Raw genomic sequence first — 20,265 nt, 5'->3', positions numbered from 1 at the left:
TGAGTCAGCGCCGGGCTGGGAAGATGGACTCTGCCATTCTTGCTGATGCCGCCGACAACAACGCCAGGAGATGCCCGCCGGTGACCGAGACGCACGCCACAATCATCCCCGGCGCGCCGGTGTTCCCGCCCGGCCGCTACGGCCGCCGCCGCCGCGAGCCCGGCCGCCGCCGCCCGGCGCTGGTCGCCCTGTTGGCAGTCACACTGGTGGCGGCGCTCGGCGTGGCCGCGTACGGGATGTACGGCAAGTACGGCAATCCCGACTACGACGCCGAGGTGGTCACCTACACGGACATCACCGACACTCAGGTGGTGGTCGACTTCCGGGTGACCGTCCCGGCCGGCGGATCGGCGATCTGCGTGCTGCGGGCCCGTTCGCACGCTGGCGCCGAGTTGGCCCGCGAGGAGGTGACCGTGACCGCTCGCCCGGGCGAGTCGCAGGTCAACGCGCGGCACCGGCTGGTCACCACCGCCCGCCCGTTCATCGGTGAGGTGATGCGCTGCCGCCCCACCGGCTGAGCTGCCGGAACACCGCCACCCCATGCACACTGCGAGTTCCGTCACCGGCACCCGCAGTAATCGTCGACACCCCGACGGGCAGCGCACTGGTAACTTGGTGGTTTCACCGTCAGCCAGCCCGTGCACAATCGAGGAGACCGCCTGTGTCCAACACTGACAACAAGGCTCCCGCCACCTGGCTGTCCCAGGACGCGTTCGACCGCCTCCAGGGCGAGCTCGACGAGCTGATCGCCAATCGGACGGCCATCGCCACCGAGATCAACGCCCGGCGCGAGGAGGGCGACCTGCGGGAGAACGGCGGCTACCACGCCGCCCGCGAGGAGCAGGGCAAGCAGGAGGGGCGCATCCTCTACCTGAAGGAGCTGCTCCGCACCGCCAAGGTGGGCGAGGCACCGACCGCCGACGTGGTGTCGCCCGGCATGGTCGTCACGATCTACTTCGACGACGACACCGCCGACACCGAGACCTTCCTGCTCGGGTCGCGGGAGATCTCCTCGACGACGGAGCTGACCGTCTACAGCCCGGAGTCGGCGCTCGGCAAGTCGATCCTCGGCAGCCGGCCCGGGCAGACCGTCACCTACACCGCGCCGAGCGGCGCGGACATCAAGGTGACCGTCGTCAGCTTCGAGCCGTTCGCGGGCTGAGTCCCGCTCGACGGTGTCCCCGGGGCCGGCCAGCCGGCCCCGGGGACCACAGGTCAGCAATCGGCGGCGAAGACCACCTGGTAGCCGCTGGCCCGCAGGGCGCTGATCAGCGTGTCGGAGTGCTCGACCCCCCGGGTCTCCACCGACAGCGCCACCTCCACCTCACCGAGGCGCAGGCGCGGGTTGGCCCGCTGGTGCTCCACGTCGACGACGTTCGCCCGGTGCTCGGCGATCTCGCTGAGCAGGGAGGCGAGCTGCCCCGGCCGGTCCGAGCAGCGCACGGTGACCCGCAGGTAGCGCCCGGCCGCCGCGAGGCCGTGCTCGATGACCCGCATCATCAGCAGCGGGTCGATGTTGCCGCCGGAGAGCACCGCCACCACCGGTGTCTCGACGTCCACCACACCGGCCAGCAGGGCCGCCACGCCCACCGCGCCGGCCGGCTCGACCACCTGCTTGCCCCGCTCGAGCAGCATCAGCAGCGCCCGGGAGATGTCCTCCTCGCTGACCGTCACGACCTCGTCGACGAGGTCGCGGACGTGCTTGAAGGTGATCTCCCCCGGGCAGCCCACCGCGATGCCGTCGGCGATGGTGCTGAAGGCGGGCAGCCGGACGGGCTCCCCGGCGACCAGCGACGGCGGGTACGCCGCCGCACCGGCCGCCTGTACGCCGATCAGCCGCACGTCCGGCCGCAGGGCCTTGGCCGCGACCGCGATGCCCGAGATCAGGCCGCCGCCGCCGACCCCGGTGATGATCGTCTTCACCTCGGGGCACTGTTCGAGGATCTCCAACGCGACGGTCCCCTGCCCGGCAATCACGTCCGGATGGTCGAACGGGTGGATCAGCACCGCCCCGGTCCGCTCGGCGAAGGTCTGCGCCGCGACCAGCGACTCGTCGACGGTGTTGCCGGCGAACTCGATCTGGGCGCCGTACCCCTTGGTGGCGGCGACCTTCGGCAGCGGCGCGTTCACCGGCATGAAGACGGTGGCGTGGGTGCCGACCAGCCCGGCGGCGAGCGCGACCCCCTGCGCGTGGTTGCCGGCGCTGGCGGCCACCACGCCCCGGTCGCGCTCCGCCGCCGACAGCCGGGAGATCCGCACGTACGCCCCGCGCACCTTGTACGACCCGGCGCGCTGCACGTTCTCGCACTTGAGCCAGACCGGCCCGCCGAGCACCGCGCTCAACGGCCGGGAGGGTTCCAGCGGGGTGGTGCGGGTGACGCCGACGAGCAGTTCCCGCGCGGCCCGCACGTCGGCGAGACCGACCAGTTCCGTCATGCCCCGATCGTGCCACCCGCCGGCCCGGCCGCCTGCGGCGACACCGCGCTCCCCGGGCCCACTACCTGCGGCGACGGCCCCGTCACGCCCAACGGGCCGAGCGGTACCGGTGCCGCCGGCCAGCCGTACGGCGCGGACGCGCCCGGCCAGCCGGGCGGGGCCGGCCAGGCGGGGGCGCCGAGGGCGATCCGAGCCTGCTGGGCGGCGGTGACCCGGCGGACCAGCACGATCAGCGTCGCTGCGGCGATCAGGCAGGCAGCCAGCGGGATCAGGTTGCGGACCAGCGCGTCCTGGTAGTAGCCGACGTACGCCTGGTAGCCGATATCGTTGAACGGGTTCTCGGGCAACCGCTCGTACGCCCGACTGTCTGCCAGGTAGGCCAGCCGCTCGCCGAGGCTGAACACCAGCCAGGCGGCCCACCACACGCCCACCAGGACCGGGGTGCGGGACCGCCACAGGCTGTCCCGCGCGATGCCGGCCACCACCCGCACCGGGACCACGAAGTTCGCCAGCGGCACCAGCCACCCGGCGATCGCCCAGCCGGAGGTGAGCTGCGGCAGCGCGCCCGGGAACGCCTCCAGGTTCTTCCTGGCCCGCCAGGTCCAAATGATCATCAGTACGGCGCTGGTCAGGTAGGCCGCGCCGAACAGCAGGAGGAACGGCACCTCGAGCAGCACGGCACCCAACAGCACGTCGGTGTCCTGCGCCTCGGCGGCGCGGCGGGCCAGCACTGCACCGACCGCCGGGTAGAGCGCGACCAGGATGTCGAGCACCGCCGTGACGGCGACGGCGGCCACCACAGCGCGGCCAAACCCGCCCACCGGGTACGTCGGCACCCCGGGCGCCACGGGCGGCTGCCCGAGCGGGGTGCGACAGATCGAACACTCGTTGAGAGCCGGGGACGTCTCGCCCCCGCAGGTCTGGCACCGCATGTGGTCCGTCCGGGTGTGCGCGTCGGTCAGGAAACGCACACGCTAGACGATCATGCGGTGGCCGGTGACCCCGTCCCGACGCGGGGGTAACCGGGGGCGTGCCGGGCCCAGGGCGCCTGGAGCTCGAACTGCCCGGCGACGCCGAGCAGCAGCAGCTCCGAGCCGGGCGGGCCGACCAACTGCACCGCCACCGGCAGCCCGTCTGGGCGGCGGCCCACCGGCACCACGATCGCGGGCAACCCGGCGATGTTCCACGGGGCGGCGAACGGGGCGTACGTGATGCTGGCCTTCATGTTCGCCGCCCAGGACCGGCCGGACCAGGCGGCGGCCACCGGCGGCCGGCCGGCCAGCGCCGGAGTGAGCAACAGGTCGACCGAGTGGTCGGCGAAGAAGCCGATCGAGCGCTCACGCCAGGCAGCCCGGTCGGCCTCCCGAACGTACCCCCGGCGGTGCGCCCACTCCCCCAACGCGACGTGCCGGCGGTTGCGCCGCTGGAGATCGCGCCGGTCGAGGCCGGCGGCCCGCACGTCGGCGGCGGCCGCCGCGAACCAGGTGGCGATGCCCTGAAGGCCCAGCCGGGTCGGGTAGACCGGGTCGGCGGGGACGGTGTCGTGGCCGGCGGCGGCGAGCAACCGCCCGGCGGCGGTGACCGCGTCCCGGTTGGGCGCGTCCGGCGCGACGCCGCGCACCGGGGAACGCAGCGAGACGCCGACCCGCAGCCGCTGCGGGGGGATCAGCTTCTCCTGCGGCCGGCCGGCCAGCACCTGGAAGCCGACCGCCGCGTCGGCAACCGTGGAGGCGAGCATGCCGTGCTCGGTCAGGCCGAACCAGTCCTCGGCACCGAGCTGGCAGGGGACCACGCCCCGACCGGGCTTCAGCCCGACCAGCCCGCAACAGGCCGACGGGATGCGGATCGAACCGAGCCCGTCGTTGCCGTGCGCGATCGGCACCAGCCCGGCGGCGACCGCGGCGGCGGCACCGCCGGAGGAGCCGCCCGGGGTGCGCCCGGAGTCCCACGGGTTGCGGGTGACCGTGTTGCCGTCGTCGGTGAGGGCCCAGAGACCCAGCTCCGGCATCCGGGTCACCCCGAGGATCACCGCGCCCGCGCCGCGCAGCCGCCGGACCACCTCGTGGTCGGCCTCCGCCACAGCGGTACGCACGGCGGCCGAGCCGTTCCAGGTGGGTAGGCCGGCGACCGGGGTGTTCTCCTTGACCGCGACCGGCACCCCGGCCAGCGGGAGGTTGGCCAGTTCCTCCTGCTCGTCGACCTTCTCCGCCTCGGTGATCGCCTCCCCGCCGCGCACCGTGCGGAACGCGGCGAGGTCGGCGTCGACCCGGGCGATGTGGTCCAGGTGGTCGGCCACGACCTGGGTGGCGGATACGTCGCCCCGGCGTACCCCGCGGGCGATCTGTTTCGCGGTCGCGCCCACCCAGGTCGGCTTGATGTCCTGCACGGCCACCCTCCCCAGCCAGCGGTCAGCCCAGCGCCTGCTCCAGATCGGCAAGCAGGTCGTCGACCGTTTCGATGCCGACAGACAGTCGCACGAGATCGCCGGGAACTTCAAGCGGCGAGCCGGCCGCACTTGCGTGTGTCATCCGGCCCGGGTGCTCGATCAGGGACTCCACCCCGCCGAGGGACTCGGCAAGAACGAAGAGCTTCGCCCGGTTGCAGACCTCCACGGCGTGCTCCTCGCCGCCGGCGGCGAGGAAGGAGATCATGCCGCCAAACCTGTGCATCTGCTTGGCGGCCACCTCGTGGCCGGGGTGCGACGGCAGGCCCGGGTAGATGACCTGGCCGACCTTGGCGTGCCCGTCCAGGTACGCGGCGATCCGCTCGGCGTTGTCGCAGTGCCGGTCCATCCGTACACCCAGGGTCTTGATGCCGCGCAGGGTCAGCCAGGCGTCGAACGGGCCGTTGATCGCGCCCATCGCGTTCTGGTGGTAGCGCAACTCCTCGCCGAGGCCGCGGTCGGCCACCACCAGCGCGCCCCCGACGACGTCCGAGTGCCCGCCGACGTACTTGGTGGTGGAGTGCACCACCACGTCCGCGCCGTGCGCGATCGGCTGCTGGAGGTACGGCGAGGCGAAGGTGTTGTCCACCACCAGCAGCGCCCCGGCGTCGTGGGCGACGGCGGCCAGCGCGGCGATGTCGGCGATGCCGAGCAGCGGGTTGGTCGGCGTCTCGATCCAGACGATCTTCGTGGTGCCGGGCCGGATCGCGGCCCGCACGGCGTCGACGTCGGAGACCTTCGCCGGGGTGTACGTCAGCCCCCAGCGCTCGGCCACCTTCGCGAAGAGCCGGTACGTGCCACCGTAGGCGTCGTCGGGGATCACCACGTGGTCACCCGGCTTGCAGACGGCGCGCAGCACCGTGTCCTCGGCGGCCAGACCGCTGGCGAAGGCGAGCCCGACGGGCCCGCCCTCCAGCGCGGCAAGGCACTCCTGGAGCGCGTCCCGGGTGGGGTTGCCGGAGCGGCTGTACTCGTAGCCCAGCCGCGGGGCGCCGACGGCGTCCTGGGCGTAGGTGCTGGTCTGATAGATCGGTGGGATCACCGCGCCGGTGCGGGCTTCCGGGTCCTGGCCGGCGTGGATGGCGAGCGTCTCGAAGCCGTGACTCATGCCCGAGACGTTAGCCGGTGGGAGACAAACATCCCCCGTCAACGCCCCCGCCGGTGCCAGCTCCCCTTCCACCGCTCGCCACGGGCCTAGAACGACCCGACCGGCTGACGTCCGTGACGATGTCAGGCGGGTGTCCCATACTTGCCGGGTGACCTCGACCGCGCCGCTGCCCTCCCGTCTGGTCGGCGCAGCCGACCGGATCCCGGCCACCCTCGGCCTGTTGACCGGCCCGGACCGGGGCCGGGTCAGTCTTCCGGTGCGACTGGCCTGGTCCGGCCCGACGGACTTCGACGTCAGCGATCCGCGTGAGCGGCTGACGCTCTACTGCCTTCTGCTCGACTGCGGGCAGCGCGAGGATCTACTCCGGTACGTCAACGCGGGCCTGCTTCGGCGAGACTGGCCTCGCATCCGACGGTTGACCGCTCGACGTCTGATCGCTCTCTGGGAGCGGTGTCTGCCTGACCTCGCCGCCACCTGATGGAGGCCTTGCATCGCCGACTTCTCAAGGTCGGCTTCGACGCAGGCGACGATCTTGGGCTGGTGCTGGCGGGCGGGTACGCCATGTGGGCTCACGAACTGGTGAACCGGCCGTCACAGGACATCGACTTCGCCACCGCCTCGACACTCCCGCTTTCGACGGTGGTGCGACGGCTCGCCGACGCCTACGAGGATGCCGGTTTCTCGGCCCAGGTCGTCGAGGCGAACCCACGCATGGCTCGAATGATCGTCTCGGACGACGCCGCCTCCTGCGAGGTGGATCTACTCAAGGAAGCACTCGGGCCACCAGCCCGGCTGAGCATCGGCCCGGTCCTTGCCTTCGAGGACGCGGTCGGGCTCAAGGTGCGGGCCCTGCACGACCGGGCGGCGCACCGGGACTACATCGACATCCACGCCGCGAACAGTCGGCTCGGCTGGACCGAATTGGAGGCTCTCGGCGCGCGACACACAGCAGGGTTCTCCCTCGAAGAACTGGCCGACCGACTCGGAGCCATCGACGAGCGCGACCCAAGGACCTTCATCTCGTACGGCCTGAACGAGCCGGCCGTCGACGAGCTCCAGCGGTGGGCTTGGCGGTGGGAGGCGGATATCAGGACGCGCCTAGCGAACGGCGAGACCGGCCCGACGGGCGTGCCGGAAAGCGAGTGGGACAGCTATCTCGATCGCCTGTGACCCGACATACGCTCGCCTACGCAAAGTGGCGGACGCGCCCGCCGGCTTAACCTGACCGGATGGGCGGGTGCGTGTTCTGCGGGATCGTGGCGGGCGACGGGCCGGCGTTCCGGGTGGCCGACGCCCCGGACGGGGTGGCATTCCTCGACACCCGGCCGGTGTTCCGGGGGCACCTGCTGGTGGTGCCGCGCACCCACCTGGTCACCCTGGCCGACCTGCCGGCGGACGCGCTGGCCGGCTACTTCGGGCTGGTCCAGCGGCTCGCCGTGGCGGTGGAGTCCGGTCTGGGGGCCGGTGGCACGTTCGTGGCGATGAACAACCGGGTGTCCCAGTCCGTGGCGCACCTGCACACCCACGTGGTGCCGAGGACCAAGGGCGACGGCCTGCGCGGCTTCTTCTGGCCCCGCACCCGTTACGCCGACGACGCCGAGGCCGAGGCCTACGCCGCCCGGGTCGCCGCCGCGCTGGACGCCGGCTGAGCTGGCCCCTACGGCGGACCGCCGGACTGACCACCCTGTGGGTGGGTAAGGAACCAGGGCCCGGCGGTGTTGCACGCGGGGAGAGGTACGAGAGGAGTTCCACCGTGTTCCTTCGCCGCATGAAGGCCGAGCTGCCCACCCCCGACCAGGCCCTGCCCGGCCGCCCGATCGCGATGCCGATCGGCGACCGGCACGAGGTCCTCGGGTCGTCGTTGAAGGGGCCGTTTCCGGAGGGCGCGCGGGTCGCAGTCTTCGGTATGGGCTGCTTCTGGGGCGCCGAGCGACTGTTCTGGGTCCTGCCGGGCGTGCTCACCACGTCCGCCGGCTACGCGGGCGGTGTCACGCAGAACCCGACGTACGAGGAGGTCTGCTCGGGCCGGACCGGGCACGCCGAGGTGATCCAGGTGGTCTACGACCCCACGAGGATCAGCTACGAAGACCTACTCAAGGTCTTCTGGGAGAACCACGACCCGACCCAGGGCATGCGCCAGGGCAACGACGTGGGCACCCAGTACCGGTCGGCGATCTACGTCACCGGCGACGATCAGCTCGCCGCCGCCCAGGCGTCCCGGGACGCGTTCGCGCCGATCGTGGCGCGGGCCGGCAAGGGCGAGATCACCACGGAGATCGACCGGCTCGGCGACTACTACTTCGCCGAGGACCACCACCAGCAGTATCTGGCACCCACGAAGAACCCGAACGGCTACTGCAACCACGGGCCGAACGGGCTGAGCTGCCCGGTCGGGGTGGCCCGCACCGCCGGCTGACACCACTCACCATCCGGATGTTGGCCGTCAGCTACGGCACAGACGGAACTACGCGGCGCCTCGACGGAACTCTGTCGAGGCGCCGCTTCACTTCCAGCAGCGCGCTGCTTGTCACCAAGCCAGCCGTAGCCACCTCGACGCGGCCTTCCGTCACTCCGGCTTCAGGAGGACGGTCCAGGTGGTCGTCGTGGTGCTGGCCGCCGCGCCCGTCGCGCTCAGGCCGCCGTACGCGCCGATCGGCACCGAGCCACCGGAGTCGGCGAGCAGCCCGGTGACCCGGCCGCCGCCGGTCTGCGAGCCGTTGCCGCGCACCTGGACGCCGGGCGGGGCGGTCAGGGCGGTGGAGGTGGCGTCGCCGTGCATCCAGTACGACACGGCCCAGCCCGGCCTGGCGGTGACCGGGGTGGTCGGGGTGACCCGCACGGCGGAGCTGGCCGAGTCGGTGGCTCGGGCGTACCCGGCGACCGGGCCGGCCGGGTCGGTCCCCCGGTACGCGGCGAGCACCAGGTTGCCCTTCGACTGCGTGCCGAGGGTGACCCGTACGGTCGACCCCGCGTCACCGTCGCCGGCGACCTTCCACCAGGCCGTGGTGGTGGCGTAGCCGCCGTCGAGGCGGTCCAGCCGGGTCCAGCCGGTGACCCCGACGGGTTCGCCGGTGGTGGCGTGGGTGTTCTGGCTCAGGAACAGCAGCAGCGCGTCGCCCGCCTGGACACCCGAGGGCACCGCGACGGAGTGGGTCGTGACGTTCGCGTTGGCGGTGGCCTGCCCGACGTACGAGATCAGCTCCGGCAGCGGCGCGACGGTGACGTCCCGGGTGACGGCGTCGGTGGCGCCCCGGTCGTCGGTGACGGTCAGCGTGACCGGGTAGGTGCCCGCCTCGGCGTACGTGTGGGTGGTGCTCGGAACGCTCTCCGTGTCGGCGGTCGCGCCGTCGCCGAAGGCCCAGGCGTGGTCCTGGACCGCCCCGTCGGCGTCGGTGGAGCCGGCGGCCGAGAACGTGCACACCAGCCCGGAGCAGGAGGGTGCGAGGTGGGCCACGGGCGGGGTGTTGGCGGCGCCGCCGGAACCCTTGAGCAGCCTGATCCAGTCGATGTCCCCGGCGAAGTAGTCACAGGTGACGTTGACCCCGTCGCACGCGCTCTTGCCTCCGACGGAGAACTGCCAGTTGTTGGCAATCGTCCCGGTGGGGCCGGTGAGCCGGCTGGTGCGCACGCCGTCGACGTACATCTCGACGTACGTGGCGGTGCGGTTGCAGGTCACGGTGTGCCACTGGCCGTCGGCGATCGAGGTGCCGGTGTAGCCGGTGCGCGTCGCGCCGTCTCCGCCCCGGAACATGCACCGGGGCTTGCCCGCCGGCGCCTCGAACTTCCAGTAGCCGCCGGCCGTGTTGCCCTGCCCCTTCTGCATGATGTTGCCGAAGGAGCGCGTGGTGCGGTACCGAATCGTGAACGAGAAGTCCCCGGCCCCGGGGTTGAACTCGGTGCTCGCCGGCGCCAGGTCGACGTGCCCCGGCACGTACTCGTGGTCGGCGGGGTTGTGGTAGGCGAACCGGTGGGCGGTCGCGCCGTCGTAGCGGGTTCCCGTCGCCACCTCGGCGCCGACGGTCCCGTGCTGGCCGTTTCCGCTGCTGTCGGCGAGCACCGTGGCGTCCACGGGCTCGTCCATGCTCCAGAAGGCGACCGTCCGGGTGGCGACCGCCTGCGCCGGGGACGCCGCGACCAGCACCCCGGCGGCGGCCAGCACCGCCGTCGCGGCGAGGCGGCCGACCGTTCGCACACCCCTTCGTCCCGTCGTTGCGCGCATGAGCATCGCCTCCTCCTAGCCTCGCCCCAGACCCTGGCACGGGGACGAACGACCCCCAATACCCCATCGGGACGGAACCGGGCGTCCTGCGGCCGCGGGGCGGCCCCGATCGGCGGAGCCGGGCCCCGACCGGAGGGTGGGGTGCCGGTCAGCGCTGCGGGCTTTCTCACATTCGGGCGGCCTGGAGAGCCGGGCAGGCGGCGGGATCGGGGCGGAAATGCCCGGTGCCGCCGGAGCGACCCCTGCGGCGGGCGCGGATTCTAGCAAGCAGGTAACCGCAGCGACATCGTCTCAGCAGGCGAACTGCGCTCACCTCTGGCAGCATTGTCTGGCATGTGCGGACTGGCTGGGGAGTTTCGCCGTGACGGCTCACGGGCCGACGTCGCGGCGGTGGAGCGCATGGCGGCCACGATGAGCGACCGGGGCCCGGACGACAGCGGGGTGTGGTCCCAGGGGCCGACCGCCCTCGGTCACCGCCGCCTGAAGATCATCGACCTGTCGGCTGCCAGCGGGCAGCCCATCGTCGACCCGGCGGCCGGGCTGACCGGGGTCTTCAACGGCTGCGTCTACAACTACCGGGAGCTGCGCGAGGAGCTCCAGGCCAAGGGGCACCGGTTCTTCTCCTCCGGCGACAGCGAGGTGGTCGTCAAGGCGTACGCCGAGTGGGGGCTGGACTTCGTCGACCACCTGGTCGGCATGTTCGCCGTGGCGATCAGCGAGCGGGACACCGGCCGACTGGTGCTGGCCCGGGACCGGCTCGGCATCAAGCCCCTCTATCTGGCCGAGGCCCCGGGCGTGGTGCGGTTCGCCAGCACCCTGCCGGCCCTGCTGGCCGGCGGCGGCGTGGACACCACCATCGATTCGGTGGCGCTCGCCCACTACCTCAGCTTCCACAGCATCGTGCCGCCGCCGCGCACCATCCTGCGCGGCGTCACCAAGCTCCCGCCGGCCACCGTCCGGGTCTACGAGGCCGACGGCAGCACCCGCGATCGGGTCTACTGGGACCCGGCGTTCACCCGGGGCGAGGAGCGGTCCGGCTGGTCCGCCCGGGACTGGGAGGACGCCCTGCTGGAGTCGCTGACCACGGCGGTGCGCCGCCGGATGGTCGCCGACGTGCCGGTGGGCGTGCTGCTCTCCGGTGGACTGGACTCCAGCCTCGTCGTGGCGCTGCTCGCCGGGGAGGGCCAGCGCGGCCTGTCGACCTTCAGCATCGGCTTCGACGCCGTCGGCGGGCGGTCCGGCGACGAGTTCGTCTACTCCGACCTGGTGGCGAAGACGTTCGGCACCGACCACCACCAGATCCGGGTGGCCGCCCGGGACCTGCTGCCCCCGCTGGAGGCCGCGGTGGCGGCCATGAGCGAGCCGATGGTCAGCCACGACTGCGTGGCGTTCTACCTGCTCAGCCAGGAGGTGTCGAGGCACGTCAAGGTGGTCCAGTCCGGGCAGGGCGCGGACGAGATCCTGGGCGGCTACCACTGGTACCCGCCGCTGGCCGACGTCGACCGGGAACGGGCGGTCGACACGTACGCGAAGGCGTTCTTCGACCGGGACGCGGCCGGGCTGGCCCGGGTCCTCGACCCGGCGTGGCTGGCCGACGGCGACCCGGCCCGCGAGTTCGTGGCCGCCCACCTGGCCCGGGCGGGCGCGCAGACCGCGGTCGACGCCGGCCTGCGGATCGACACCCAGATCATGCTCACCGACGACCCGGTGAAGCGGGTCGACAACATGACCATGGCGCACGGGCTGGAGGCCCGCGTCCCGTTCCTCGACCACGAGTTCGTGGAGCTGGCCGCGAGCTGCCCGCCGGAGCTGAAGCTGGCCCAGGGCGGCAAGGGCGTGCTCAAGGAGATCGGCCGCCGGGTCCTGCCGCACGAGGTCATCGACCGGCCGAAGGGCTACTTCCCGGTGCCGGGCCTCACCCACCTCGAGGGCAAGCTCCTCGACCGGGTACGCGACGCGCTGCACGCGCCGCAGGCCCGCCGCCGCGGCCTGTTCCGCACCGAGTACGTCGACGCGCTGCTGGCCGACCCGAACGCCGAACTCACCCCGTTGAACGGAAACAAGCTGTGGCAGCTGGGACTCCTGGAAATGTGGCTCCAGAGCCACGGAATCGACTGACCGTGGGCGACACATCGTCGACCGGGGTGTCGCGTACCGACCCGCAGCGGGTGCCCGGCCGCCGACGCGAGCGGGTGGGGCCGGGCGGCGACCCGGTGGCTCCCGCCCCGGCCGAGGTGGAGCGGCCCGCCGGGGGCGACGGCGTGGTGCTCGACTGCGGCTGGGGCCGGCTGGTCTTCGGCCAGACCTTCACCGACCAGGCCGCCGTGGCGGCGGTGCTGCGGTCGGAGGCCGCCGGGGCCCGGGACATCTGCATCTACCTGCGTGACCCGCACGTGCTGGTCTCCCGGCTGCCCGACGAGCTCTTCATCGACCCGTCGCTGACGTACCGGCTGCGGCTGCGCCCCGACGGTGCGACGGGACGGCCGCGGCCCGCCGACGAGCCCGCGGCGGGGGACCAGGACGACCTGCCCGGCCTGCGAATCCGGACGCTGCGCGACGCCGACGACGCCGACGCGGTGAACCGGATCTACGCCCGCAACGGCATGGTCACCGCCCCGGTCGACGTGCTGGTCGACAACGCCCGCACGGACCGGTTCCTGCACCTGGTGGCCGAGGACGCCACCGGGGACGTGGTCGGCACGATCACCGGCGTGGACCACGTCGCGGTCTTCGCCGACCCGGACAACGGCGCCAGCCTCTGGTGCCTCACCGTGGACTTCAACACCGCGCCGCCCGGCACCGGCCAGGCCCTGCTCACCGAGCTGACCGCCCGGCTCACCGAGCGCGGCCGGGCCTTCGTCGACCTGTCGGTGCTGGCCGAGAACACCGGGGCGATCCGGCTGTACGAGCGGCTCGGCTTCTATCGCACCGCCACGCTCTGCGTGAAGCGGAAGAACCCGATCAACGAGCGGCTGTTCCTGCCCGCCACCCCGCCGGGGTACGACCGGCTCAACCCGTACGCGAGGATCGTCGCGGACGAGGCGATGCGCCGGGGCATCCGGGTGGAGGTCACCGACCCGGAGTGGGGTGAGCTGCGGCTGAGCAACGGCGGCCGGACGGTCGTCACCCGGGAGTCGCTGTCGGAGCTGACCTCGGCGGTGGCGATGAGCCGGTGCGACGACAAGCGGGTCACCCGGCGGATCCTCACCGAGGCGGGCCTGTCGGTGCCGGGCGGCCGGACCGCGACCTCCGACGACGCCGACGCGGCGTTCCTGGCCGAGGTGGGCCGGGTGGTGGTGAAGCCGGCGCGCGGCGAGCAGGGCAACGGCATCACCGTGGGGGTGCGCACCGCGCAGGCGTTGGCCGCCGCCGTCGCGCTGGCCCGGAGCTTCTGCCCGGACGTGCTCATCGAGCAGATGCACGACGGCGAGGACCTGCGCGTGATCGTCATCGACCACGAGGTGGTCGCCGCGGCCATCCGCCGGCCCGCGCAGGTCACCGGTGACGGGGTGCACGACATCGCCGAGCTGATCGAGCGGCAGAGCCGCCGTCGGGCCGCCGCCACCGGCGGGGAGTCCCGCATCCCGGTGGACGACATGACCCGCGACGTGGTCGCCGAGGCCGGGTACGCGCTGCACGACGTGCTGCCCGAGGGGACGGTGCTGGCCGTCCGCCGGACCGCGAACCTGCACACCGGCGGCACCATCCACGACGTCACCGGCGAGCTGCACCCGGAGATCGCCGAGGCGTGCGTGGCGGCCAGCCGGGCGCTGGACATCCCGGTCACGGGGGTTGACCTGCTGGTTCCCGCCCCCGCCCGGCCGGAGCACGTCTTCATCGAGGCGAACGAGCGGCCCGGCCTGGCCAACCACGAGCCGCAACCGACCGCCGAGCGCTTCGTGGACCTCCTCTTCCCCGGCACACGGGCACCGCAGCGTCTCTGGACACCGGCGGGTGCGGCAAGCTCTCAGGCATGACCGCACGCAAACCCGTCCCGCTGAAGATCGACCTGGACTACCTCCGCCAGGTGCTCATGGAGCTGCTGGAGATCCCGAGCCCGTCGGGGCGCACCGACCACGTGCAGCAGTACGTCGGCGAGCGCCTCTCCGCGCTCGGGATCTCCTCCACGCTGACCCGGCGGGGCGCGCTCGGCGCCTGCCTGCCCGGGCCCCGGGAGACCGGCGCGGACCGGGCGATCGTGGTGCACACCGACACCATCGGCGGCATGGTGAAGCGGCTGAAGGAGAACGGCCGGCTGGAGCTGATGCAGATCGGCACGCACAGCGCCCGGTTCGCCGAGGGCGCGCACGTGCGGATCTTCACCGACGAGCTGGACCGTCTGATCACCGGCCAGGTGCTGCCGCTCAAGGCCAGCGGGCACCGCTACAACGAGGACGTCGACCTCCAGGGGGTCGGCTGGGCGCAGGTCGAGGTCCGGGTCGACGAGCCGGTGGAGGACATCGCCGGGCTGCGCGCCCTGGGTATCGACGCCGGGGACTTCGTGGCGTTCCTGCCCAATCCGACGGTCACCCCCAGCGGGTACGTCAAGTCCCGGCACCTGGACGACAAGGCCGGCGTGGCGGCGGTGCTGACCGCGTTCAAGGCGATGGTCGACGCGGGGGTCACCCCGGCGGTGACCGCCCATCTGCTCGTCACGGTCACCGAGGAGATCGGGCACGGGGCCAGCCACGGCCTCGACCCGGACGTCGCGGAGATCGTTTCCGTGGATGCGGCGGTGGTCGCCCCGGGCCAGCAGTCCCGGGAGGACGCGGCCACCCTGGCAATGGGCGACGGCGTCGGCCCGTTCGACTACCACCTCACCCGCAACCTCGCCTCGATCGCCCGTGAGCACGGGATCGACCTGGTCCGTGACGTCTTCGAGTTCTACCGCTCGGACGTGGCGGCGGCGGTCGAGGCGGGCGCGCACGCCCGGGTGGCCCTGCTCGGCTTCGGGGTGGACGCCACCCACGGCCACGAGCGCACCCACCTCGACGGGCTGGGCCAGCTGACCCAACTGCTCTGCCTGTACCTCCAGAGCGATCTGGTCTTCCCCGAGTGGGACTCCGAGCCGGAGGGCGATCTGGCCGACTTCCCGTCGCTGGCGGTGCAGCCGGCCAGCGAGGAGGGCCCGCGCGAAGGCCCGATCGGCATCGCCGACTGAGCCGGCCGGCAACCGCCCCGGCCCGTTCCCGCCCGGCCTGTGATCGAAATCCGTTGCCGGCGGCCCGGGAAAGTGGATAGCGTGGCAGTACACGTGAAGGGAGGTGGTCCAGAGTTGTATAGCAATCGGACTCGTGAGGTGGCTGTCCGCTAGCCGCTGTCCTCGACAGTGAAATTCGTCCGCCGCGAGGCGGGCATGCACCATCGTCGAGACCGTGTGGCAGCGGTGCGGCGAAACCACGACAGCCACCCGACCCCCGGGGTGCCGGCCCAGTCCAGCCGGCCCGTGCGCGAGCACGGAAGCCCCGGGGGTCGCTCCATGTCCGGCCGAGCCGGATCGGTCAGCTCAGCCGGGGAGGCCGTTTTGTCCATGCGCGAGCTGGTGGTGCTCGGGACGGCCAGCCAGGCGCCGACCCGGCAGCGCAACCACAACGGGTACGTGCTGCGCTGGGACGACGAGGTGATCCTCTTCGACCCGGGCGAGGGCAGCCAGCGCCAGCTCCTGCACACCGGCGTCACCGCCACCGACCTGACCCGGATCTGCGTCACCCACTTCCACGGCGACCACTGCCTCGGCCTGCCCGGCACCATCCAGCGGCTCTCCCTGGACCGGGTTCCCCACCCGGTGGCGGTGCACTTCCCGGCCGGGGGCGCCGAGTACTTCGCCCGGCTGCGGCACGCGTCGAGCTTCCACGAGACCGCCGAGCTGGCCGTCGAGCCGATCACCGCCGACGGGCAGCGGTTCGCCCTGCGCGTCGGCACGCTGGAGGCCCGTCGGCTGCGGCACCCGATCGAGACGTACGGCTACCGGCTGGTCGAGCCGGACGGCTGCCGGATGCTGCCCGAGCGGCTGGCCGCGTACGGCATCGCCGGGCCGGCCGTCGGGGAACTGCTCCGCGTCGGCCACCTGGACGTCGGCGGTCGCCGCGTGACCTCCGACGAGGTGAGCGTGACCCGGCCGGGGCAGCGGTTCGCCTTCGTGATGGACACCGGGCTCTGCGACGGGGTGTACGCCCTCGCCGAGCACGCCGACCTGCTGGTCATCGAGTCGACGTTCCTGGAGTCCGAGGCCGCGCTCGCCGCCGAGGTCGGGCACCTCACGGCCGGCCAGGCCGCCCGGGTCGCGGCCGAGTCGGGGGTACGCACGCTGGTGCTCACCCACTTCTCCCAGCGGTACGCCGACACCCGGCGCTTCGCCGACGAGGCCCGGGAGCACTTCGCCGGCGAGCTGGTGGTCGCCGAGGACCTGGCCACCGTGCCGGTGCCGCCCCGGCGGGTAGCCTCGGGCGAGTGACGATCACCCTGCGCCACGCGACCGTCGACGACCTGCGCCCGGTGGGGGCGCTGCACCAGCGGTCCCGGGTGGCGGCGTACTCGTCGTTCCTGCCGGTGGAGGCGCTGGCCGACCCGACGCCGGAGGCGATGGGGGAATACTGGGCCGAGCGGTGGACCTGGGAGCGCGACGAGCACCTGATGACCGTGGCCGAGCGAAACGGCCGGCTGGTCGGCTTCAGCTACCTCGGCCCGGACGACCAGGACGACCCGTCGACCGGCCTGCTCAACGCCATCCACCTCGACCCGGCCGAGCAGGGCCGGGGCACCGGCCGGGCGTTGATGGCCGACGCGCTGGCCACGATGCGAGGCCGGGGTTGGAGCCGGGGGGTGCTGTGGGTGTTGGAGCGCAATGAGCGGGCCCGCGGGTTCTACGAACGCGGCGGCTGGCAGCCCACCGGCGAGCGCCGCGAGGAGCAGATCGGCGGCGTCCACGTTCCTCAGCTCCGCTACGCCCGCGAGCTGTCGTAACGAGGGCAGTTCAGTCGGGATCACCGATCAGATTCCTGCGACTCGAGGCCGGTTGTGCGCCCCGTGAGGTTGGTTAATTCGTCGGGCGGGGGGCCTCGGTGAACGCGGTGGCGTGGTCGATGGCCCACTGACGGAACGTTCGCGGTGGCGTTCCGAGGATGTCGGACACCGCGGAAGTGACGTATGCCGGCTGTCCCATCGTGGCGTTCCATGCGGCCAGGAGCATGTCCGCTGCCGGACGCGAGGCTTCCGGGGTCTCGCGCCGGAACTCGTCGGGCGGCAGGTCCTCGAACGTGATTGGACGACCCAGCGCGTCACCGATGATGCTTACCTGTTCGGCCTGACTGAGTGACTCGGGGCCGGTCAGGACGTAGTCACCGCCGGCGTGCCCGTCCTCGTACAGGCTCCGTGCGACGACCGCGGCCACGTCTCGATCGTCGACAGGAGCCGTCTCGGCCGCGCCGTACGGCCACCGGACCACGCCGTCGCCACGGATGGCGGCGGCCCACCAGAGTAGTGCGTTCGACGCGAACATCCCCGGCCGGATGATCGTCGAGTCGAGTCCGGCGGCCGCGATGAGCCGCTCGATCTCGGCGTGCAGCGCCGCCATCGGGTTCGGCTGCTGGAAGAACGGATGCGGGGTCCGGTGTGGTGCGGACAGATAGACGACCCGCTGCCTGTGGGCGGCCAGTCGATCGACGACGGCCGCTGCGGTCTGCGGCGGGGCGGTCCAGACCAGGAAGACCGAGCCGACACCGCGCAGCGCGTCGTCGAGCGATTCGGGCACGGTGAGATCGCCGGTGACGATCTCGACGTTGGTGGGCAGTATCGCCGCCGACTCAGCGCGGCGGACAAGGGCGCGGACCGGCACGCCCGCGTCGATCAGCAGGTCGACCACGGCGTGTCCGACTCGTCCGGTCGCCCCGGTGACGAGCACTGGAGGCCGCCCCATGGATGTCATGGCAGCCTCGCCGTCGTCGGCCGAGTCCGGCGGGTGTTTGTCTTTTCCATGGCGTCGAGTAAATCGTTACTCGGTTAAAAATGCAACTCAGTAACGAATGTTACTCTAGCAAGGTGATCGAGCCGGTCGGGCTACGGGCCCGCAAGAAGGTACGAACCCGGGACGCGATCGCCGATGCGGCCATCTCGCTGTTCCTGGCGCGCGGGTTCGACCAGGTATCGGTGTCCGACATCGCCGCGACGGCCGAGGTGTCGAAACCGACCCTGTTCCGCTACTTCGCGACCAAGGAAGACCTGGTCCTGCACCGCTTCGCGGACCACAACGGTGAGGCCGCACGCGTGCTACGCGACCGCCGGTCCGACATCGCGCCGATGGCGGCGCTGCACCGGCATTTCCGCGCCGGTCTCGATCGCTTCGAGCCGGTCACCGGCCTCAATGATCATCCCGAGGTGGTGGAATTTCATCGACTGGTGTTCACCACCCCGAGCCTGGCGGGACGGCTCACGCAGTACATGCTCGACGATGAGGACTCGCTGGCCGCCGCCCTCGGCCCGGGCATCGGGGCCCGACTGCAAGCCGCCCAGGTGATCGCGGTTCAACGCGTACTGGCCCGGACCAACTGGCAGAAGATCGCCGACGGGAGGACCGCACACGATGTGCAACCCGAGGCGGTCGTCGACGCAGACCAGGCATTCACCCAACTGCGCCGTGGAATGGGCAGCTCCTAGCCCGCTGCGGGGGCACACTCCGCCCAGCGCCGCCGAGGGCTTGCAGGCGTCTCGTGCAGCCCGACGTGGATCGGGATGACGTGCACATGCCCGGGGTGACCCCACGACCGGGGGCATGACGACGGCGGTGGCCACGACCAGCGCTCCCGACAAAGGAAAATCCCCAGCTTGCGCTGGGGACCTCTTCCGCAGTCCGAGGGCTCAGCCCAGCGGACCGATTTTCTTCGTCAGGTCCACGAAGGACTGCCAGTTGCCGGGGGTGAAGTGGAGGATGCCGCCGTCGCGGTCCTTGGTGTCGCGTACCAGCACCACGCCCGGCATGTTGTCGGCGACCTCGACGCAGGACCCGCCGTTGCCGCCGGACCTGGTGGACTTCCGCCACTGTGGGGTCATCGATTCCATGACTTCGCCACCTCTTTGATCAGCTCGATGGACTGCCGGCGGGAAAGCGCCTCGTTCCGCACGATCTCCCAGGTTCTCGCGAGCCTAGCAACATCGGCGGGCGCATCGACGATCTGCGCAGTGAGCTGGTTGTCCGCGTGGGCCACCCGGGCTCCGTCGGGCATCTCGGCGATGATGAACTGACCGGCCAGCCCCAGGTACATTCCGGCGTCCACGGGCACGACATGCACCTGGATGTGTTCCCGCATCGCCTGCGCGGCGAGGTGGTCGAGCTGTTCCGCCATGAGCCCCGGTTGATCGAGCACCGGCCGGCGAAGCACGCTCTCGTCCACGACGGCGATGAACTGCGGCGGGCGTTCGCGCTCCAAAATTTCCTGCCGGCTGAGCCTGGATGCCACGATCCGCTCGACCTCGTCGGCGGTGAACCGGCCGCCGGCCAGCGTCGCCCGCGCGTACCGCTCGGTCTGGAGCAGACCGGGAAGGTACGACAGCTCGAACCACCGCAGCGTGGTCGCCTCGCGCTCGAACTCGATCCATTCGCGCAGCCAGACCGGCTCGGAGTCCAGCTTGGCCAGCTCGCGGAGCATCCGGCCGAACCGGTCATCGAGGTGGTAGTGGTCGTCGAGCGCCTTCATGTACTCCTTCGTCGGCGGCCGCCCACCCGTCTCGACAGAGCTGACATGGGAGCCGGAGTAGCCGATGGCCCGGCCGAGTTCCTCCTGGCTGGCCCCGATCGACGCTCGGAGCAGTCGCAGCTCCCCGAGCACATAGTTTGTGGCCGTACCCATCAGTCCCCCAATTTTTGCTCAGCCTCGTCGGGTGTGTCTCGCTTGCTCGCTCGACCAGCCCTCTGACCTGCGCGAACCGGGCGAGCGCGTATCGAGAGTAGCGGCGTCCTCACCAGACTGTCACTACGCGAACCCGCTTCTGGCCCTAAGGCGGGGGTCGGTTCTGCGCCGGGGGGTCGCCCGGTCCATCCACGAGCTGGCGACCCCCACCTGCGCC

At 72.0% G+C, this 20,265-nt stretch carries 20 protein-coding genes; 12 read left to right on the top strand and 8 right to left on the bottom strand.

The features are described from left to right. Positions 1-80: 80 nt before the first annotated feature. Entirely contained in the window at positions 81-518 is a 438-nt protein-coding gene (locus SNR22_RS08600; protein ID WP_320065948.1) for a DUF4307 domain-containing protein, read from the top strand. Positions 519-661: 143 nt separating this feature from the next. After that, positions 662-1,162 (top strand): transcription elongation factor GreA, encoded by a 501-nt coding sequence (gene greA / locus SNR22_RS08595; protein WP_320065947.1) that lies wholly within the window; start codon positions 662-664, stop codon positions 1,160-1,162. Between the two features lie 53 nt (positions 1,163-1,215). On the opposite strand, the gene ilvA is transcribed toward greA, so the two are convergent. Genes ilvA through SNR22_RS08575 form a run of 4 tightly spaced genes read right to left on the bottom strand, consistent with a single transcriptional unit; the run spans position 1,216 to position 5,987 of the window. Next, positions 1,216-2,436, bottom strand: coding sequence for a threonine ammonia-lyase (gene ilvA, locus SNR22_RS08590; RefSeq protein ID WP_320065946.1), 1,221 nt, complete (start codon positions 2,434-2,436; stop codon positions 1,216-1,218). Further along, on the bottom strand, positions 2,433-3,407 hold the full coding sequence (locus SNR22_RS08585) for a DUF4328 domain-containing protein (RefSeq protein ID WP_320065945.1): 975 nt from the start codon (positions 3,405-3,407) through the stop codon (positions 2,433-2,435). The genes ilvA and SNR22_RS08585 overlap by 4 nt, the downstream gene beginning before the upstream one ends. A gap of 11 nt (positions 3,408-3,418) precedes the next feature. Beyond that, entirely contained in the window at positions 3,419-4,828 is a 1,410-nt protein-coding gene (locus SNR22_RS08580) for an amidase (protein ID WP_320065944.1), read from the bottom strand. A gap of 16 nt (positions 4,829-4,844) precedes the next feature. After that, a complete protein-coding gene (locus SNR22_RS08575) occupies positions 4,845-5,987 on the bottom strand; it encodes a cystathionine gamma-synthase (protein WP_320065943.1) in 1,143 nt (380 codons plus the stop codon). A gap of 148 nt (positions 5,988-6,135) precedes the next feature. On the opposite strand from SNR22_RS08575, the gene SNR22_RS08570 reads away from it, so the two are divergent. The 4 genes from SNR22_RS08570 (at position 6,136) to msrA (ending at position 8,403) form a co-directional block, all read left to right on the top strand. Then, entirely contained in the window at positions 6,136-6,465 is a 330-nt protein-coding gene (locus SNR22_RS08570; protein ID WP_320065942.1) for a hypothetical protein, read from the top strand. Continuing rightward, positions 6,465-7,157, top strand: coding sequence for a nucleotidyl transferase AbiEii/AbiGii toxin family protein (locus tag SNR22_RS08565; RefSeq protein ID WP_320065941.1), 693 nt, complete (start codon positions 6,465-6,467; stop codon positions 7,155-7,157). The genes SNR22_RS08570 and SNR22_RS08565 overlap by 1 nt, the downstream gene beginning before the upstream one ends. Positions 7,158-7,216: 59 nt before the next feature. After that, positions 7,217-7,636, top strand: a complete 420-nt coding sequence (locus tag SNR22_RS08560; RefSeq protein WP_320065940.1) for an HIT family protein — start codon at positions 7,217-7,219, stop codon at positions 7,634-7,636. 104 nt (positions 7,637-7,740) lie between these two features. Next, a complete protein-coding gene (gene msrA, locus SNR22_RS08555) occupies positions 7,741-8,403 on the top strand; it encodes a peptide-methionine (S)-S-oxide reductase MsrA (protein WP_320065939.1) in 663 nt (220 codons plus the stop codon). A 150-nt stretch (positions 8,404-8,553) separates the two neighbouring features. Here msrA and SNR22_RS08550 read toward each other — a convergent pair whose 3' ends face one another. After that, positions 8,554-10,179 (bottom strand): PKD domain-containing protein, encoded by a 1,626-nt coding sequence (locus SNR22_RS08550; RefSeq protein ID WP_320065938.1) that lies wholly within the window; start codon positions 10,177-10,179, stop codon positions 8,554-8,556. Between the two features lie 360 nt (positions 10,180-10,539). On the opposite strand from SNR22_RS08550, the gene SNR22_RS08545 reads away from it, so the two are divergent. From SNR22_RS08545 to SNR22_RS08525, 5 genes are all read left to right on the top strand, one after another. Continuing rightward, entirely contained in the window at positions 10,540-12,324 is a 1,785-nt protein-coding gene (locus SNR22_RS08545; protein ID WP_320065937.1) for an N-acetylglutaminylglutamine amidotransferase, read from the top strand. Positions 12,325-12,326: 2 nt separating this feature from the next. Then, positions 12,327-14,183 (top strand): N-acetylglutaminylglutamine synthetase, encoded by a 1,857-nt coding sequence (gene ngg / locus SNR22_RS08540; RefSeq protein ID WP_320065936.1) that lies wholly within the window; start codon positions 12,327-12,329, stop codon positions 14,181-14,183. Continuing rightward, positions 14,180-15,367 (top strand): osmoprotectant NAGGN system M42 family peptidase, encoded by a 1,188-nt coding sequence (locus SNR22_RS08535; protein WP_320065935.1) that lies wholly within the window; start codon positions 14,180-14,182, stop codon positions 15,365-15,367. The genes ngg and SNR22_RS08535 overlap by 4 nt, the downstream gene beginning before the upstream one ends. Before the next feature lie 363 nt (positions 15,368-15,730). Beyond that, complete coding sequence (locus tag SNR22_RS08530; RefSeq protein ID WP_320065934.1) at positions 15,731-16,660, top strand: ribonuclease Z; 930 nt, start codon at positions 15,731-15,733, stop codon at positions 16,658-16,660. Then, positions 16,657-17,169, top strand: a complete 513-nt coding sequence (locus tag SNR22_RS08525) for a GNAT family N-acetyltransferase (RefSeq protein ID WP_320065933.1) — start codon at positions 16,657-16,659, stop codon at positions 17,167-17,169. The genes SNR22_RS08530 and SNR22_RS08525 overlap by 4 nt, the downstream gene beginning before the upstream one ends. A 73-nt stretch (positions 17,170-17,242) precedes the next feature. Here SNR22_RS08525 and SNR22_RS08520 read toward each other — a convergent pair whose 3' ends face one another. Beyond that, positions 17,243-18,121 (bottom strand): NAD(P)H-binding protein, encoded by an 879-nt coding sequence (locus SNR22_RS08520; protein ID WP_320065932.1) that lies wholly within the window; start codon positions 18,119-18,121, stop codon positions 17,243-17,245. A gap of 122 nt (positions 18,122-18,243) precedes the next feature. Between SNR22_RS08520 and SNR22_RS08515 the strand changes: the two genes are divergently transcribed. Further along, positions 18,244-18,858, top strand: coding sequence for a TetR/AcrR family transcriptional regulator (locus SNR22_RS08515; protein WP_320065931.1), 615 nt, complete (start codon positions 18,244-18,246; stop codon positions 18,856-18,858). A 201-nt stretch (positions 18,859-19,059) separates the two neighbouring features. Here the strand turns inward: SNR22_RS08515 and SNR22_RS08510 are convergent, their stop codons facing one another. Together SNR22_RS08510 and SNR22_RS08505 are read right to left on the bottom strand one after the other, a co-directional pair. Then, complete coding sequence (locus SNR22_RS08510) at positions 19,060-19,260, bottom strand: DUF397 domain-containing protein (RefSeq protein WP_413775609.1); 201 nt, start codon at positions 19,258-19,260, stop codon at positions 19,060-19,062. Then, the gene (locus SNR22_RS08505) at positions 19,248-20,048 is read right to left on the bottom strand and encodes a helix-turn-helix transcriptional regulator (RefSeq protein ID WP_320065930.1); all 801 of its coding nucleotides are present in this window, start codon (positions 20,046-20,048) and stop codon (positions 19,248-19,250) included. The genes SNR22_RS08510 and SNR22_RS08505 overlap by 13 nt, the downstream gene beginning before the upstream one ends. Positions 20,049-20,265 lie beyond the last annotated feature (217 nt).

This window comes from Micromonospora sp. RTGN7 (assembly GCF_033804645.1).
In the GTDB taxonomy this organism is placed as follows: Bacteria; Actinomycetota; Actinomycetes; order Mycobacteriales; family Micromonosporaceae; genus Micromonospora.
Note: the sequence above shows the minus strand (reverse complement) of the source record. Positions and strands in the feature narration are given on the sequence as shown.

Coding starts and splice junctions, on each gene's coding strand:
- ilvA (WP_320065946.1), bottom strand. CDS start 2,436: ATGACGGAACTGGTCGGTCTCGCCGACGTGCGGGCCGCGCGGGAACTG.
- SNR22_RS08575 (WP_320065943.1), bottom strand. CDS start 5,987: ATGAGTCACGGCTTCGAGACGCTCGCCATCCACGCCGGCCAGGACCCG.
- SNR22_RS08565 (WP_320065941.1), top strand. CDS start 6,465: ATGGAGGCCTTGCATCGCCGACTTCTCAAGGTCGGCTTCGACGCAGGC.
- SNR22_RS08560 (WP_320065940.1), top strand. CDS start 7,217: ATGGGCGGGTGCGTGTTCTGCGGGATCGTGGCGGGCGACGGGCCGGCG.
- SNR22_RS08545 (WP_320065937.1), top strand. CDS start 10,540: ATGTGCGGACTGGCTGGGGAGTTTCGCCGTGACGGCTCACGGGCCGAC.
- SNR22_RS08535 (WP_320065935.1), top strand. CDS start 14,180: ATGACCGCACGCAAACCCGTCCCGCTGAAGATCGACCTGGACTACCTC.
- SNR22_RS08520 (WP_320065932.1), bottom strand. CDS start 18,121: ATGGGGCGGCCTCCAGTGCTCGTCACCGGGGCGACCGGACGAGTCGGA.
- SNR22_RS08510 (WP_413775609.1), bottom strand. CDS start 19,260: ATGGAATCGATGACCCCACAGTGGCGGAAGTCCACCAGGTCCGGCGGC.
- SNR22_RS08505 (WP_320065930.1), bottom strand. CDS start 20,048: ATGGGTACGGCCACAAACTATGTGCTCGGGGAGCTGCGACTGCTCCGA.